At 75.4% G+C, this 16,351-nt stretch carries 11 protein-coding genes; 6 read left to right on the forward strand and 5 right to left on the reverse strand.

Annotation, left to right across the window (positions count from 1 at the left end; translation table 11 throughout):
* Positions 1-252 precede the first annotated feature (252 nt).
* Both MXD60_RS04185 and manA read left to right on the forward strand, forming a co-directional pair.
* Complete coding sequence (locus tag MXD60_RS04185) at positions 253-723, forward strand: metallopeptidase family protein (RefSeq protein ID WP_248817615.1); 471 nt, start codon at positions 253-255, stop codon at positions 721-723.
* Between the two features lie 54 nt (positions 724-777).
* On the forward strand, positions 778-2,061 hold the full coding sequence (manA, locus tag MXD60_RS04190) for a mannose-6-phosphate isomerase, class I (RefSeq protein WP_518467318.1): 1,284 nt from the start codon (positions 778-780) through the stop codon (positions 2,059-2,061).
* Positions 2,062-2,109: 48 nt separating this feature from the next.
* Here manA and MXD60_RS04195 read toward each other — a convergent pair whose 3' ends face one another.
* The 5 genes from MXD60_RS04195 to MXD60_RS04215 form a co-directional block, all read right to left on the reverse strand.
* Entirely contained in the window at positions 2,110-3,681 is a 1,572-nt protein-coding gene (locus MXD60_RS04195; RefSeq protein WP_248817616.1) for a DUF5719 family protein, read from the reverse strand.
* Between the two features lie 137 nt (positions 3,682-3,818).
* Positions 3,819-7,391, reverse strand: coding sequence for a glycosyltransferase (locus MXD60_RS04200; RefSeq protein ID WP_248817617.1), 3,573 nt, complete (start codon positions 7,389-7,391; stop codon positions 3,819-3,821).
* Between the two features lie 30 nt (positions 7,392-7,421).
* Positions 7,422-8,249, reverse strand: coding sequence for a WhiB family transcriptional regulator (locus MXD60_RS29710; RefSeq protein ID WP_283097759.1), 828 nt, complete (start codon positions 8,247-8,249; stop codon positions 7,422-7,424).
* A 445-nt stretch (positions 8,250-8,694) separates the two neighbouring features.
* Positions 8,695-11,394: a bifunctional FO biosynthesis protein CofGH gene (locus tag MXD60_RS04210; RefSeq protein ID WP_248817618.1), complete on the reverse strand. Its 2,700-nt coding sequence runs from the start codon at positions 11,392-11,394 to the stop codon at positions 8,695-8,697.
* Between the two features lie 210 nt (positions 11,395-11,604).
* Complete coding sequence (locus tag MXD60_RS04215; protein WP_248817619.1) at positions 11,605-11,886, reverse strand: hypothetical protein; 282 nt, start codon at positions 11,884-11,886, stop codon at positions 11,605-11,607.
* A gap of 372 nt (positions 11,887-12,258) precedes the next feature.
* Here MXD60_RS04215 and MXD60_RS04220 point away from each other — a divergent pair, with 372 nt between their 5' ends.
* The 4 genes from MXD60_RS04220 (at position 12,259) to MXD60_RS04235 (ending at position 16,307) form a co-directional block, all read left to right on the forward strand.
* Positions 12,259-12,867, forward strand: a complete 609-nt coding sequence (locus tag MXD60_RS04220) for a TetR/AcrR family transcriptional regulator (protein WP_248817620.1) — start codon at positions 12,259-12,261, stop codon at positions 12,865-12,867.
* A gap of 127 nt (positions 12,868-12,994) precedes the next feature.
* A complete protein-coding gene (gene cofD, locus MXD60_RS04225; RefSeq protein ID WP_248817621.1) occupies positions 12,995-13,987 on the forward strand; it encodes a 2-phospho-L-lactate transferase in 993 nt (330 codons plus the stop codon).
* A complete protein-coding gene (locus MXD60_RS04230; protein ID WP_248817622.1) occupies positions 13,980-15,335 on the forward strand; it encodes a coenzyme F420-0:L-glutamate ligase in 1,356 nt (451 codons plus the stop codon). The genes cofD and MXD60_RS04230 overlap by 8 nt, the downstream gene beginning before the upstream one ends.
* Positions 15,336-15,491: 156 nt before the next feature.
* A complete protein-coding gene (locus MXD60_RS04235) occupies positions 15,492-16,307 on the forward strand; it encodes a thioredoxin-like domain-containing protein (RefSeq protein WP_248817623.1) in 816 nt (271 codons plus the stop codon).
* Positions 16,308-16,351 lie beyond the last annotated feature (44 nt).

Genomic DNA, 16,351 nt, shown 5'->3' on the forward strand with positions numbered 1-16,351 from the left:
GGAACCTCCTCGGGATGGGAGGGCGTCGAGGCCAGCCGCCCGGGTGGCACGCGAGTGCCGACGGCCCGGATGGCGGGCCGGGTGCCGGCCGCCGCGACGGCGTGGACCGCCGCTGGCCGGACCTGCGTGCGTGCGCCGGCCGTGGGACCGGCCGGCCTCTGGCGAGCGCTGCGCCCACCCCGAAGGTGCCGTGGTGAGCACGCGCCCGCCCGACGTCGGCCGGGGCCCGTTCACGAACGCTACGCTCACAGGGTGACCGAGCTCGAACGGTTCCCGGCGGCCACCGGGCCGATCCGCCCCCGGCGGCGCCGCGATCGGCGCGGTCGGGGCATCCGCGGCATGTTGCTGCCGCCGGACGTGCCTGCCTACGCGACCCGCGGCGACCGGTTCGACGACTTCGTCCTGGACGCGGTGGAACACCTGGATCACCGCTGGTCGGCGGAGCTGGCCGAGGTCGAGTTCGCGGTTGAGGACGTGCCGCCGGTGGCGGTCTCCGACGAGGAGATCCCGCTCGCCAGATTCCAGCCGGCGAACGGAAAGGGCCGGTCAGGCACCCCACGGCGGATCGTGGTCTACCGCCGGCCGATCGAGGCGCGGGCGCTCGACGCGGAGGATCTCGCCGAGCTGGTGCTCGACGCGATCATCCACGAGGTGGCTGAGATGATGGGCGTCGATCCGGCAGTGATCGACCCGGAGGGCCATGGCTGGGGCGACGAGGAGTAGGCGGCGCCGACCGATCGGCGCCCGCCGCCACCGCACGCCGCTGCGAGGGAGATCGTGACCAGGAACACCGCGTCCTCGACGCACCTAGGTGTGCCGCCGACACCCGGAAACTGCCAGGCCACACCGCCCCCGGCGACCGTCGGCCCGGCCCGTCTGCTGGCGCTGCACGGCGCCGAGCAGGCCTACGCGTGGGGATCACCGACGGCCATTCCCGACCTGCTCGGCACGCCCGCCGACGGTGACCCGGTCGCCGAGCTCTGGCTGGGCACCCATCCGGTGGCACCGGCGCTCGCCGAGGCGGACGGCGTCCGGCTGCCGGCCGCCGATCTGGTGGGTCCGCTGCCGTTTCTGCTGAAGGTGCTCGCGGCCGACAAGGCGTTGTCGCTGCAGGTGCATCCGGACCTGGATCAGGCCCGGGCGGGCTACGACGCCGACGAGGCGGCCGGTCTGGCCGTGGACGGGCCCGAGCGGCGCTACCGGGATCGCAACCACAAGCCCGAGCTCGTCGTCGCGCTCACGCCCTTCCGGGCCCTTGCCGGTATGCGTGACCCGGCGCGCACCCTGGCGGTCGTAGCCGGGCTCGGCTCGCCCGCGCTGGCCGCGGCCTTCCGCCCGCTCGCCGACGATCCGCGCAGCGGCACCGCCACGGTGCTGCGAACCTTGTTGACCATGCCGGCCCAACCCGCCCGGGCGCTGGTCCGCGAGCTGATCACCGCCGCCGGACGGCTGCGCGGCGGCGAGAGCCCCACCGGCGTCGACGGGCCTCCGGACGATCTCGGCCGCGCCGCGGACCTGGTCGCCCGGCTGGCCGCCGCGCACCCGGGTGACGTGGGGATCGCCGCCGCCCTGCTGCTCAACGACGTCACGCTGCGCCCGGGTGAGGGGCTGTTCCAGCCGGCCAGAATGCTGCACGCCTACGTCGCCGGCCTCGGCATCGAAATCATGGCCACGTCCGACAACGTGCTGCGCGGCGGCCTGACCCCCAAGCACATCGACGTCGACGAGCTGCTTCGGATCCTCGACCCGACACCGGTCGCGGCGCCCCTGCTCACCCCGCGCACCCTGCGCGTCGGTCCCAGCGGTCTGCTGCGCGGCTGGGACGTCCCCGTCACCGACTTCGTCCTGACCGAGGCGGTGCTCGCCGGCGGCCGCCTCGCGGTGGGCCGTCCCACGGTGCTGCTGGTCGTCGACGGCGAGGTCGTGGCCGACGCGACCGCGGACGGGAAGCCCGTCGGCCCGCTCACCCTGCGCCGCGGCGCCTCCGCCCTGGTGACCGCCCCGGCGGAGGTCACTCTGACCGGACACGGCCGGGTGTTCCTCGCCGCCCACGGCGGCTGAGCGGACGCTCCCGCGGCGGTGGGCGTTCACCCGAGGGCGATCGGCCGATCAACGGTAGGCAACCGCCGGATCGGCGACGACCGCGGGAACGTCAAGAACGCGGGCCGCACCCGACAGCGGCACCACGGCCGACAGGATCCGCGGCAGCATGGCGCCGGCGGCCGGCCCGGCGCCGGCGGCCGGTGCCGCGCGGACGCCCGCACCGGGCATCGGCGCGGCGCCGGAGACGACCGTCGCCACCAGCGGCCCACCGACCGCGGAGAGGCTGCCCCCGCCCGGCCCGGTCGGCACGGGTAGCGCGGCGACGGAACCGGGCCGCAGCCGCACCTCCGCGCCGTCCAGCCAGGCCGTGACGGGCCCCAGGGGAGCGGTGAGGACGACGGCACCCGCCGCTCCCGGCGGCGTGGGTGGCACGGCGACGACGGCGTCCGGCGCGGTTCCGGCACCCGATGTGGGACCGTCCAGCCGGGACAGCCCGGTGCCGCGACCGTACGCATCCAGGCCCTGGCCGCCCGAGGAGGACTGGATCCGGGTGGCGACGGCCCAGGTCCACACCCCGGGCCAGCCCGAGGCCACGCCCAGCCCGGCGACGACGGGGGCACCGGTGGCCGCGCCACCCGCCCCGGTGGCGGTCGACTCGACCAGGACCGCACTCGCCGCCCCGGCCGGCAACGGCGCCGGCACGGCGATCGCTCCACCGGCCGGCACCCGCACCGCCTCCAAACCGACCGGAACACGCGAGCCGGCCTGGGTCAGCACGCTGACCCGGACGGTCGCCGCCCGGCCGGGGGCGGCGAGCGCCAGGGTGGCCGCCGGGGCGGGCGGCCCGACCGGCACGACGACGCCGCCGAGCAGCAGCCGGCTCGCCGGCGGCGCGGTCGCCGGGACGAACCGGGAGGCGGCGAACGGGCCGGCCGCGCTCGATCGGTCGCTCACCCAGACGAGCAGTCGGCCGGCGGTCACCTCGACGTCCAGGGCCGTCACGGTGGCTTCCGGGGCGAACGCGGCCAGCCGGCGGGTGAGCGTCCCCCCGGCGGGCACCGACACCTGGCGGGCGGGACCGGCCGGACCATCCGCGAACACCCGCACGGCGGCCTGGGAGGGCTGATCACTCAGGTTCGCGAACACGACGACCGGGTCGCGACCCGCCACGGTCGACGGACCCACGAACCAGGTCCGGGACGAGGCCGGAACGCAACGGGCCCGCGCCGGACCGGCGCCGTCTCCCGGTGCCGTGACCGTGGCCGACAGTCCCGGCGCCAGCCGGTCGCGCGCGGCGACCTGTAGTGCGCCGTCACGACCACCGCCCTCGACCGGCGGCAGCGTGAGCCGCCCGGCGCCGCGAGCGGTGCGAACCTCGCGGTCACCGGGCGCCACCGTCACGCGGCCGTCCGCCAGCCCGCCGGTGCGCACGTCCAGCCGAACGCCGCCGGCAGGCTCCAGCGGGTCGCCGGCGCCGGGCGGGGTCATCCCCAGATCGGGGCAGGCCAACGTCGCGGCCACGATCGGCCGGTCGTGCAGCGGCACCGGGCCGGGCCCCTCGTCGGCGAGGAACGCCGCGCCGATCCCGACGACGGCGAGCGGAAGGAGCACGAGGGCCGCGCCGCGCCGGCCCCGCACCCGGATCGTGGCCGGAGTCCGGCCCGCCGGTGCGGGCCCGGGCGCCGGGAGCCGGCGAGACCGGCGAGACCGGGTGGGGCTCACGGCGGGCGGGCCGGAGACGGCGGCCGGGTCCGGTGGCCTCGCGTCGGCCGGCGTCACGGCGTCCGTCCCGCCGACATCAGGGCCGGGTCCGCGGCGTCGGCGCGGCCGTCGGCCACGCCGACGGTGCCGGGGCTGTCGGCGTCGGGGCTGTCGGCGTCGGGGCTGTCGGTGCCGGGGCTGTCGGCGTCGGGGCTGTCGGCGTCGGGGCTGTCGGCGTCGGGGCTGTCGGCGTCCCGGCGAGACCGGCGCCACGACATCGCGACCGGCACCCCGGCCAGCAGCAGCAGGCCGAGCCCGCCGGCCTGCGCGAGCACCCGGTCGTGCGCCCGGCCGTCGGCCCTGGCCAACCGGATCGATCCGCCGCCGGGTGGCAGGTGGAAACCCGCGGCCCAGCCCCAGGCCCGGAAGGCGGGCAGCGGCCGGCCGTCGAGCCAGGCCTGCCAGCCGATTCCCGCCGGCACGGGGAGGACCAGGTCCCGCCCCCCGCGCGGCCCGGCCACGGAGACGTTCGCCAGCCGGCCGTCCGCGGGCAGCGCTCGCACCGAGGCAGGCGCGGCCGGCAGCCCGACGGCCCCCGGCGACTGCCCGGCCGCCGAGGGCGAGGATGCCCCGATCAGGAAGGCCGCGGGTCGGCCCGAGGCCGGCCCGGCCGCGGGTGCGGGCGGCGAGACCGTGGCGGGTGTCGGTCGACGGCCCGGCGAGGTCGACGGGTGCCAGAGCCACAGGCCCGCGCGGGTGTGCTCCTGGATCAGCGACGGACTGGCAGCCAACCGCTCGGCAAGATCGGCCGAGTCGCTCGTCGCCGGCACACCGACCGCGACGGCGCCGAGCAGTGGCAGCCAGCCGGCCGCCCGGTCCCCGCCGGCGGCGAGGTCGGTGGCGACGGCCGTCAGGAAGGACGCCGCCGGGCCGGGGGGTCGGAGCAGTCCGGCCGGGTAGCGGGCGCCGTCACCCGTCGCGAGGGTGTAGCGAACAGGCCCCGACCGCCCGGCGCGGTACAACACCAGCACGCTGGAGCCCGGCGGTTCGGTGCGCGTGCGGGCGAGCACCGCCCGCGCCACCGCCGACGAGCCGGTGGCGGACCAGGGCGCGAGGCTGGCCACCGGCGGGTCCGCGTCGGGATCGCCCGCACCGCCGGCCTCGGCCGACACTCCCCCGGCCGAACCGGCGTCGGCGGCGGCGACCACGGACGATCGGCCCCAGGAGGTCGGGCTGCCCTGCCAGCTCGAGCCGGCCATGATCCGGTCGGCACCCAGGGCGGCCGGACCGACGACGACCAGCAGGGTCACCGGCAGGGCAGCGAACCGGCGGGAGCGTGACCGCGGGGCGACGGCTGCCGCGGCGAGCAGTGCACCGGCGATGACCAGGCCGTACTGCGGGCCGGCCCACCATGCCTCGGCGCCGGGGACGCGCTCGCCCGCATCGGCCGCCACCTGTGGCATGACCAGCACCGCGACCAGCCCCAGGAGCGCCAGCGACCAGCCGAGCCGAGCCGCCCGCCGCGCTGGCGCGGCCCCGCCGGCGCGGCCAGCCCGGCCGATCAGCCAACAGATCAGACAGCCGGCCAGCAGGCCGACGAGCGCGGCTTTCGGCCGCTGCCCGGCTCCCGCCAGCAACGGCAGGGACGCCTGCGGCAGGTGGGCCAGCGCGATGGCCGGCTCGGCTCGCATCCCCGCCGGCAGCACCAGGAGGATCGGAAGCAGCGTCGCCGGCAGCACCGCGAGAACGTCCCACCACCGACGCCGGCCCACCAGCAGTGCGCCGGCGGCCAGCGCGCACCAGCTCAGCGGCGTCATCGACGGAGCGCAGGTGCCGAGCCCGACCAGACCGACGGCCAGCGCCCAGACGGCCCGCGCCCGGCTTGCGGGCCCGGCGGGGCTCCCGGCCAGGACCGTCCCGCCGGCGCGGAGCACCGCCGGCAGGATGATCAACGCGGCCACGGTGTCGGCCCGGCCGGCGACGACCGCGCCGCTCAGCGCCGGGCTGAGGCCGTAGGCCGCGGCCAGTCCGAACCGGACGACCGGGCGCGGGCGGAGCCGACCGAGCGTCCGGTACGCGCTCAGCCCGGCAAGCGCCGGGCCGAGCGCGAGCAGAAGCCAGACCGCGGCCGCCACCCGGCCGCCCAGCGCACTCGCAACGGCCGCGAGCAGCGCGGTCGCGGGCGGGACGGGCCCCGCGCCGGCCAGCGGGCCGGCCGGCTCGGCCACCCGGCCGGACCAGACCGCGACCCACAACTGGTGGACGTCCGCGGGCAGCGGCAGCCCGGCACCGAGCCCGTCCACCGGCATGCCGCGCATCGCGACGACACCGACGAGGGCGAGCAGGGCGGTGAGCGTCGCCGCGGCCCGCGCCGAACCCGGCCCGGGGGGAACGGCGGGCGCGGGGCGAGGCCGCCCACCGTTCACCACCGGCCGGGCGTCGTGGCCGTCGGCACCGCGTTCGGCGTCACCCTCACCATCGGCGGGGGTGCGGGGGGTGGGGATGACGGCGGGCGGCCGAGGCGCGGCTGGCCGGGCCGTGGCGGTTGCTGGCAGGTCGCCCCGGCGGGTACGCGACCGGCCGCGGGGAAACAGCCCCCGGACCACCCGGGCGGGCACCGCGCGGGTGGTCGCGGCCCGCCGGCGCAGGGCCACGAGCTGGCGTGGCCGGCTCAGCACGGCCCACGGCAGCGCGAGTTCGGACGCCGCCGCCCGCAGCCGCCCACGCAGCAGCAGGCCCAGCGCGCGCGGGCCGGACCCGAGCACGAGCGCGAGGACCGCGACGGGCAGCAGGGGCCAGGCCGGGTGCGCCAGCCGGATCCGCAGCGCCGCGACCCGCTGCGGCCACGCCGCGAGGTCGGCCGTCGCGCCGCCGCCGAAACAGGTCAACGAGGTCATGACGGCGGTGGGGACGACCACGGTGCGCAACCCGGCCCGGGCGGCTCGCCAGCCGAGATCGATGTCGTGGCCGGCGTCGAGCTCGGGATCCAGGCCATCGAGTCGATGCCACGCCGCCGCGCGCACGAGCATGCCGGCACAGGCCACGGCGAGCACGTCCCGCGCGCCGTCATGCTGGCCGAGATCGACCTCTCCCGGCCGGATGCCGGTGCGGCGACGGCCGGCACGGTCGACGCTGATCCCCGCCTCGAGCACGACGGGCGGCGCCGCCACGAGGGATCCGGCGCCACCGGACCGAGCGGGCGCGGACTGGCCGGCGCGCAGCTTGGGGCCGATGACGGCGGCGCCGGGATCGAGGCGGGCGTAGGCCAACAGGGTGCGCAGCGCGTCGGGCGCGGGCACGGCCGAGTCGTCGAGCAGCCAGAGGTAGCCCTCCGCCGGCGGCCCGCCGAGCCGGCCGAGACCGGCGGCGACCGCGACCGCCAGCCGGGTCCCGGCAGGCACCTCGACCTGTGCCGACGGACCGGCGGACCGGGGAGCACCCGGCCCGCCGCCGCCGATCCGGACATCGACGACCCTGAGGTCGACGGGTTGGTCAGGCGGCAGCTCCTGCGCCGCCAGGGCAGCGCGCAGGAGCGCGGCCGCGCCGGGAACACGGCCATGCACGCACACGACGGCCACCCAGGTGGTGGCTGCCTCGCCCCAGCCGGGCGGCGCCCCGGCGGGGCGCTGCGCGGCCTGGCCGCTCATCCCCCACCGGACCCCGTCCACGGCCCCGGATCAGACCGCTCGGCGGCGCTGTTTGCGTCGCTCCCGTTCGGACATGCCGCCCCAGATGCCGAACCGTTCGTCGTTCTCCAGCGCGTACTCCAGGCATTCGGGCCTGACCTCGCAGCCGGAGCAGATGCGCTTGGCCTCCCGGGTCGATCCGCCCTTCTCCGGGAAGAACGCCTCGGGGTCGGTCTGCGCGCACAGCGCGCGTTCCTGCCACTCCATCACCTCGCCGAACAGGTCGCCCAGCCCCAGATCAATCACTGAGGCGAGGGTGTCCCCCTCGACATCGGGATCAAGATCGCCCGCGAGGTCGTCGAGACCAGGATCGTCTCCGGCCAGCTCGGCGCCGGTGACGTCGTCGCGGACCACGTCGTCCCGGACCACGTCGTCCCGGACCACGTCGTCCCGGACCACGTCGTAGGCCCGGTCCTCATGGGTCGACTCGTGGACTGCCGGCTCGTCGTGGGCCAGACCGTCGTGGGCCAGACCGTGGCGGGTCGGATCCGCGGTGGCGGGCCCATCGCCGCGCTGGGCACCGATCATCCGGTCGTCGACGCCGCCGAAGGTGTGGTCTTCGGCAGCCGGAACATCGGGACGGGCAAGCATGTCCACCCCCACCGGCCGCGGACGCACGGCAGGCGGGGCGACGGTGACCCGGTCCGGCGGTGCGGTCCGGGCTGATGGCACGGTGGTGGCGGACAGCGACGACTCCGGTGTGGCCTGTGTAGGCCGTTCAGTGAGCACCCGCTCGGAGTGGTCACCGAACGGGTCATGCTCAGCGGGACGCTCGACGTCCGCGAGGACGGTGTGGACGCCCGCGTCGGTGTGCTCCATGGGACTCCTCCAGACCCGTCGCGGTGCGGTCGGCCACCCCCTGGGCGCCGGCGCACAGTGGCTGGTTCCACACCGGTCAGGCGTCGCACTACCGCACGAACCCCGCCAGCGAGGGGAATGACACGCCGGTAATTACACGCTCCAGACTCGGCCGCGTCAACCCCACCAGCGCAACATCTTCTACAACCAGCGATCAGACCATAGCTCACAGTCACTGCACACCATCGCCCAGGGTCCGGGCAACCACCCGATCGGTAACTGTGTGCAATCGCTACGGCGACGGTGTCCGCATTATGCCGCGCAACCAGATCCGACATAAAGACCTAAACGGGCAACTTTGCGTCCGGTAAACGTGATGATCCCACCATTGCCGGACAACTCTTTTGGGCCCGCCGATCCGAACAACTACTTACAGTAGTTTCGGGACTCGAAGACATGGCGGGTGTCAGGACACCACCGGCAGCACGGTCCGGACCGGTCCGCCTCGGGCAGCGTGAAAGCGCTCGTCCGGGACCCTCCCGTAGGTCGTGGTCCGTTGCCGAGCAGGGCGACCCGCTGCTGCGGCCACCTCCTCCAGCTCGGCCACGGACCGCCGCGAGCCGTGCTGCGAGCCGGCCATCCGGCTGATCGTCTCCTCCATCAGCGTCCCGCCGATGTCGTTCACCCCGCCGGCGAGCACCTGCCGGCAGCCGTCGGCGCCGAGCTTGACCCACGAGCACTGGATGTTGTCGATGGACCGGTGCAGCAGGATGCGGGCCATCGCGTGCACCGCCCGGTTCTCCTGGACGGTGGGGCCGGGCCTCGCCACGCCGGCCAGGTAGATCGGCGAGCTGTGGTGGACGAACGGCAGCGCGACGAACTCCGTGAACCCGCCGGTGGTGTCCTGCAGGCGACGCAGCAGCCGCAGATGCGCGACCCAGTGCGCCGGGGTGTCCACATGCCCGTACATCATCGTGGCGGTGGAGCGCAGGCCCACCCGGTGCGCCGCGGTGATCACCTCGACCCAGCTCGCCGTGGGCAGCTTGCCCTTGGTCAGCACCCACCGGACCTCGTCGTCGAGGATCTCCGCGGCGGTGCCGGGGACCGAGTCGACGCCGGCCTCGCGGGCCGCGGACAGCCAGTCCTCGATCGACATCCCCGTCCGGGTGACGCCGTTGAGGACCTCCATCGGCGAGTAGGCGTGCAGGTGCAGGCCGGGCGCGGCCCGCTTGATCTCGCGGGCGAGGTCGAAGTAGGCCGTGCCGGGCAGGTCCGGGTGGATGCCGCCCTGGACGCAGACCTCGGTCGCCCCGACCGACCAGGCCTCGGCGGCCCGGGTACCGACCTCCGCCAGGGACAGGGTGAACGCGTCGGCGTCGCCCCGCCGCTGCGCGAACGCGCAGAATCGGCAGCCGGTGTAGCAGACGTTGGTAAAGTTGATGTTGCGGTTGACGATGTAGGTGACGTCCTCGCCGACGACATCGCGGCGCAGCCCGTCGGCGAGCAGGCAGAGCTCCTCCAACGCCGTATCCCGCGCCCCGAACAGGGTGAGCGCCTCGGCGTCGCTGATCCCGGCCGGGTCGACGCCGGCGTGACTCAGCGCGGACCGCAGGTCGGAGTCCAGCCGCGGCGGTGCGCCCGCGGCGCGCCGGCCGGTGCCCACCACTCCGTCGGCACCGGTGCCGGCCGCGCTGACCTCGGCGCGCAGTGCCGCCCAGTCGCCGTACACGGTGTCGAAGTCGGCCCGGGTCTCGCTGTGCCGGCCGACGGTGTCGACCGCGGTGTTCAGATCGGTCCGGCCGCTGTCGCCGAGACCGCCGTCGGGCTCCTGCCAGGGACGGCCGACCGGGCGGGCGCCCTCGGCGAGCAGCCCGTCAGGCCCGGCGAGGGCACGCACATGCCTCGCGACCCGCGGATCGAGCCACGGCTCCTCCTGGTACGGGGGGTAGACCGTGAGCCGCGGCCGCAGGGTGAAGCCGGCGTCGGCGGTCACCGCGCGCAGAACGTCCAGGTCGGGCCAGGGCCGCTCGGGATTGACGTGGTCCGGGGTGACCGGGGAGACGCCACCCCAGTCGTCGATGCCCGCCGCCAGCAGCAGGTCGCACTCGGCGGCGTCGATAAGGTTCGGCGGCGCCTGCACCCGCGCCGTCGGACCCAGCACGAGCCGGGTGACGGCGACGGCGGCGGCGAGCTCCTCGGCGCCGACGTCGGGCTCCGCGCGCATGGCGGTGTCGTCCTTCGCCCGGAAGTTCTGGACGATCACTTCCTGGATGGACCCGTAGCGCCGCGACAGCCCACGCAGCTCGAAGATCGTCTCTGCCCGCTCCGCCCGGGTCTCGCCGATACCCAGCAGCAGACCCGTCGTGAAGGGGACGGAGAGCCGGCCGGCGTCGGTCAGTACCCGCAGCCGGACCGCGGGCTCCTTGTCGGGCGAGCCGAAGTGCGGGCCGCCCGGCTCCGACCACAGCCGGGTCGCGGTCGTCTCCAGCATCATGCCCATCGACGGGGCGACCGGCTTGAGCCGGGCGAGCTCGGTCCAGCTCAGCACACCGGGGTTGAGATGCGGCAGCAGGCCGGTCTCCTCCAGCACGGCGATCGCGGCGGCGCGCAGGTAGCCCAGCGTCGAGTCGTAGCCGTGGGCGTCGAGCCACTCCCGGGCCGCGGGCCAGCGCTCCTCCGGACGGTCACCCAGGGTGAACAACGCCTCGGCGCAGCCGGCGGCGGCCCCCGCCCGCGCGATGTCCAGCACCTCGTCCAGGGACAGGAACGGCGCGGCCAGGCGGTGCGGCACGGTGGCGAACGTGCAGTAGTGGCAGCGGTCGCGGCACAGCCGGGTCAGCGGGATGAAGACCTTGGGCGAGTAGGTGACGACGCCCGGCCGGCCGAGCGAGGCCAGGCCCGCGTCACGCACCCGGCCCGCCGAGGCGCACAGGTCGGCGAGGTCGTCGCCGCGGGCGGCCAGCAGCACCGCCGCCTCGACGGCATCGAGGGTGGCGCCGTCCCTGGCCCGGCGCAGCGCCCGACGCATGGCCGACGCGGTCGGCGCGGCATCGACCCGCGGTGACGGCGCACCGGCCGGCCCGGACGTCTCCGCCCGGCCCGGGGCATGGCCCGGGCCGGGCCTCGGGCCGTCCGCTCCGTCGGATGTCGCCACCGTAGTTGTCATGTCTTCCTCTGTTCCCGAACGGCGGGACAGGACGCCGCCGCGCACGCCGGCGGGACCTGCCCGCCGTCATCGATGTCGAAGGGAGAGCGTCGAAGGGATAAGTGCACGGGGCGTCGAAAGCATCCCGGGCCGCGCCACGCCCGGGATGCGGGGCGCCCGGGCCGCCGACCGGGAGTGCCGGCGGCGGCCTGAGCGCTCCGGGTCAGGGGATCAGGGGGTGACCCGGCCGGCGCGCCGGCCGGTGGCCGGGCGCCGCAGTCGTTCGAGCGTGCCGATCAGCATGTTCGTTCGGGAACGGGCGGCCAGTACGTCGTTGACGGCGTGGGCTCGATGATGCGCCCGAGCGGCGCCGTCCGGGGCCGGCGACGCGGCGGCCTGCCGCATCTGGGCCCGGCGGGCGGCGACGACCTGGGGGGCGCGCGCGCCGGCAAGGGCGCGGTTGAGGGAGGCGGACAGCGCTTCGAGACTCTTGGTGGTCCTGACCTCGGACATGAGGGTCCTTCCAGGCGACGTGGAGAGCTCGTGTTCATCACACAGCCCTCTCTAACCGGAATCAAGAGAAACCGCGTGACGGACGACACATACGGGGGGGGTGTCGACACCTCACACTCGCGACGACGTACTGGTCATCCCCGGACGAGCACCTACCCATCCGGCCTACCCGCCGGAAATACCCTCGCTGACCTGGACTTTCGTCTAAGCCCAGTGGGCACGCCCCAGCCGCGACCACCCGCGACATGATTCACATCACCACCCAGAACTCGTAGGTGTGAAGCCTGGTGAAGCTGGGTATCGCAGCGCCAGCAGGTGTGCCGTCCGATGAATCACCGCTCATCTCCGGGCCGATGTCGCTACGCTGATCAGGTGCCACGAAACCGGCAGGACGTGCCCCGCGAGGAGCGGATCGAGGCGTTGCTCGCGGTGGCCGAGGAGCAGTTCCTGGCCCGCGGCTTCGCCGGAACCTCGATTGCGGAAATCGCCCGCTCCGCCGGGATCGAACCCGGCAGCGTCTACTGGTATTTCCGGTCCAAGGACCACGCGTTCGCCGCAGTGCTCAACCGCCTGCTCGACGTCGAGGTGGAACGGATCACCGGCCTGCCCGGCAACCCGGCCGAAAAGCTCTTCCTCGGCCTCGACTCGGTGGAACGCCGGCGCACGCTGCACCCCTGCGTCGCGGAGCGGGCCCCGCACGCCGAGCCGGTGATGGAGTACCACGAGCGGCTGCACGAATGGCTGCACGGGCTCGCGCTCGCCGCGGTGCACGACCTGGTGCCCGAGGCCGACCGTGCGCTCGCCGCCGACGCGGTCGTCGCCACCATCGAGGGCGGCCTCGCCAACCCCGCGCCGACCCGCCCGACCAGCCATCTCGTGCACTTCCTGCTCGCGGCCTTCTGCAAGGACTCCGCGCTGCCCGCGAGGACGGAGTTCACCGGCTGGGTGGCTCCGCTGTTCGCCCGGCCCCAGCTCGGCTGACCCCGCACCGCGGCACCCCCGGGCGAGGCGTCCGGCCCCGCCCGGGACGGACCGACCTCGCCGGCGCGAACGCGCCCGACCCGGCCGGTGGGTCACGGCACGCGCCTCGGTGCCAGGATCGATCGTTGTGAGAGTGACAGCCCTGGCCGGCGGAATCGGCGCCGCCCGTTTCCTGCGCGGCGTCCGCGCCGCCCTGCCCGACGCCGACGTGACGGTGATCGGCAACACCGGCGACGACATCACCCTGCACGGTCTGCGGATCTGCCCGGACCTGGACACCGTGATGTACACCCTCGGCGGCGGCATCTCCGCCGAACGTGGCTGGGGACGCGAGGGCGAGACGTTCGTCGTCGCCGAGGAGCTCGCCGCCTACGGCGTCGGCCCGTCCTGGTTCGGCCTCGGCGACCGGGACCTGGCGACCCACCTCGTGCGCACCCAGATGCTCGACGCCGGCCATCCCCTGTCCGACGTCACCCAGGCGATCTGCGACCGGTGGCAGCCGGGGGTCCGGCTGCTGCCGATGACGAACGAGCGGGTCGAGACCCACGTGGTGATCAACGACGAGGGTGGCCAGCGCGCCGTGCACTTCCAGGAGTGGTGGCTGCGGCTGCGCGCCGCCGTGCCGGCGCAGGCCATCGTCCCGCTGCGGGCGGAGTCCGCGACGCCCGCGCCGGGCGTGCTCGACGCCATCGGGGAGGCCGACGTCGTGCTGTTCCCGCCCTCGAACCCGGTGGTGTCGATCGGCACGATCCTGGCGATACCCGGCGTCCGCGACGCGGTGGCGCGGACCCCGGCGCCCGTCGTCGGGGTCTCCCCGATCATCGGCGGGGCGGCGGTGCGGGGGATGGCCGACGCCTGCCTGACCGCGATCGGTGTGGAGACCTCGGCGCAGGCGGTCGGGGTGCACTACGGCGGCCGGGGGCGCGGCGCCTCCTCGTCGCCGGGCACGGACGGCGAGCAGGCGCGACCGGCGGGCCTGCTCGACGGCTGGCTGGTGGACACCGTGGACGCCGCCGCGGTGGTCCCTGGCGCCGTCGTGGCGTCCCGGCCGTTGCTGATGACCGACCTGCCCGCGACCGAGGCGATCGTCCGGGCGGCCCTGGAGCTCGCCGGTGTCTGACCCGACCGGTCAGGACGGTGCTGCCGCCAGGAAGCCGCCCAGCGCCGAGCTGGAGGTCTTCGGCCTCGCCGGCATCGGGGAGGTCCGGCCGGGTGACGACCTCGCCTCGGTCGTGGCCGGCGCCGTGGCGCGCGGGCGCCCGCGCGTCGACGGGGACGTCCTCGTCGTCACCTCGAAGATCGTCTCGAAGGCGGAGGGACGGCTGATCCCGGCCGGCGGCAGCCGGGAGGCCGTCCGGCAGGCCGCGATCGACGCCGAGACCGTCCGCGAGGTGGCCAGTCGCGGGCCGACCAGGATCGTCGAGACGCGCCATGGGCTCGTCCTGGCCAGCGCCGGCGTCGACGCGTCGAACGTCGCGGCCGACGCGATCGCGCTGCTCCCGGTGGACCCCGACGCGAGCGCGGCCCGCCTGCGCGCAGGCATCGCCGCCCGGCTGGGGGTGGACGTGGCGGTGGTGGTCACCGACACGGCCGGACGCCCGTGGCGCAAGGGCCTGACCGACCTGGCGATCGGCGTGGCCGGCATGGCCGCGTTGCGCAGCCACATCGGCGACGTCGACGGCTATGGCAACGAGCTGGGCATGACCGAGGTCGCCGAGGCTGACGAGCTGGCCGCCGCGGCCGACCTGGTCAAGGGCAAGCTCGGGGCGACCCCGGTGGCCGTGGTCCGTGGCTACGCCTGGCTCGCGGACGACGGGCGGGGGGCGCGGTCGCTGGTGCGCCCGTCCGGCGAGGACATGTTCCGCCTCGGCACGCTGGAGGCCCGCCGCTCGGCGCTGTCGGAGCGGCGCACGGTGCGGGAGTTCACTGCCGACCCGGTCGATCCGGCTGCGGTGCGCCGCGCGGTCGCGGCGGCGCTGACCGCGCCCGCGCCGCATCACACCACGCCGTGGCGGTTCGTGATCGTCGCCGAGCGGCGCGCGGAGCTGCTCGCCGCGATGGCCGACGCCTGGGCCGACGACCTGCGCCGCGACGGGTTCGACGAGGAGTCGATCGGCCGGCGGCTGCGCCGCGGGGACGTGCTGCGGCGCGCTCCGCTGCTGATCGTGCCGATCATGGCGCTGGACGGCGCGCACCCCTACCCGGACGAGCGACGCGGCCGCGCCGAGGAGCGGATGTTCACCGTCGCCGTCGGCGCGGGAGTGCAGAACCTGCTGGTCGCGCTGGCCACCGAGGGACTCGGCTCCTGCTGGGTGTCCTCGACGTTGTTCTGCGCCGACGTGGTGACCCGCGTGCTGGACCTGCCGGCCGACTGGGTGCCGATGGGCACGGTCGGCGTCGGCCACGCCGCCGCGCCGGCGGCCCCCCGGGCGCCGCGCGATCCGGACGGGTACCTGCTGTACCGGTGAGGACGGTCGCGGCCGGGTACGGCTGGCTAGCGGATGGAACGTGACGGTATGGGGGGTGACCCGACGCACCCGGTCCGGCCCGTCCGGGTGCTCACCGGCGGGTCGGATGCATCCTGCCCGTGTGAAGTGGTTCGACACTTCGTAGGATCAGCCCCCGTGGGGAAGAAGAACGCCGAACGCAACGCCCGGCTCGATCAGTTGCGTCGCGAGCAGAAGCGCAAGGAGCGTCGTCGCGCGCTGGCCATCTATGGGACAGCCGGTGGCGTCGTGCTGGTTCTGCTGGTTGGGATCATCATCTACGCGATCTCCGACAACAACGCCAAGAGCAGGACGCACCAGGTCGGCTATGTGGCCTCGGCCTCGTCGGCGGCGACCGCGGCCGGCTGCACGGGCACGGTGAACGATGCCTCCCAGGGCAGCACGCACGTCGCCACGACGGTGGACTACAAGTCGTCGCCGCCCTCGTCCGGCAGCCACAATCCCGATCCGCTGCCCGATGGCATCTCGTTCTACAACCCGAAGTCGAACATTCGGATCGAACGGGCCGTGCACAACCTGGAGCACGGCTTCATCGTCGGCTGGTACGACCCGAGCCTGCCCACCGCCCAGGTCGACAAGCTGCGGTCGCTGGCGGCGGACGCCGGCCCGCGGTTCATCGGTGTCCCCTGGACCCGCGGCACGTTCCCGCAGGGCAAGCACTTCGTCCTCACCGCGTGGGACCGCACCCAGCGGTGCACCACGGTGTCCGCGGACGTGATCAAGGACTTCGTCGCCAAGCACGCCAACCCGGACCCGGCCGGCGCGACCTGGGACTCCCCGACCGCACCCGAGTCGGGCGCCCAGGGCGGCACCCTCGACGTCTCCGCGGACGGCCCGCTGGCCGCCGCCCAGAGCGGCTCGTCCACGGCCACGCCGGCCCCGGGCGCGGGAACCATGTCGGTGTCGCCGAGCAGCCCGACGCCGGCCCCCTGAGCGGGATCGGCTGAGCGGGCTGGATCGGCGGCGCGCGGCCCGAA

The organism is Frankia sp. AgB32 (assembly GCF_023243045.1).
Taxonomy (GTDB): domain Bacteria; phylum Actinomycetota; class Actinomycetes; order Frankiales; family Frankiaceae; genus Frankia.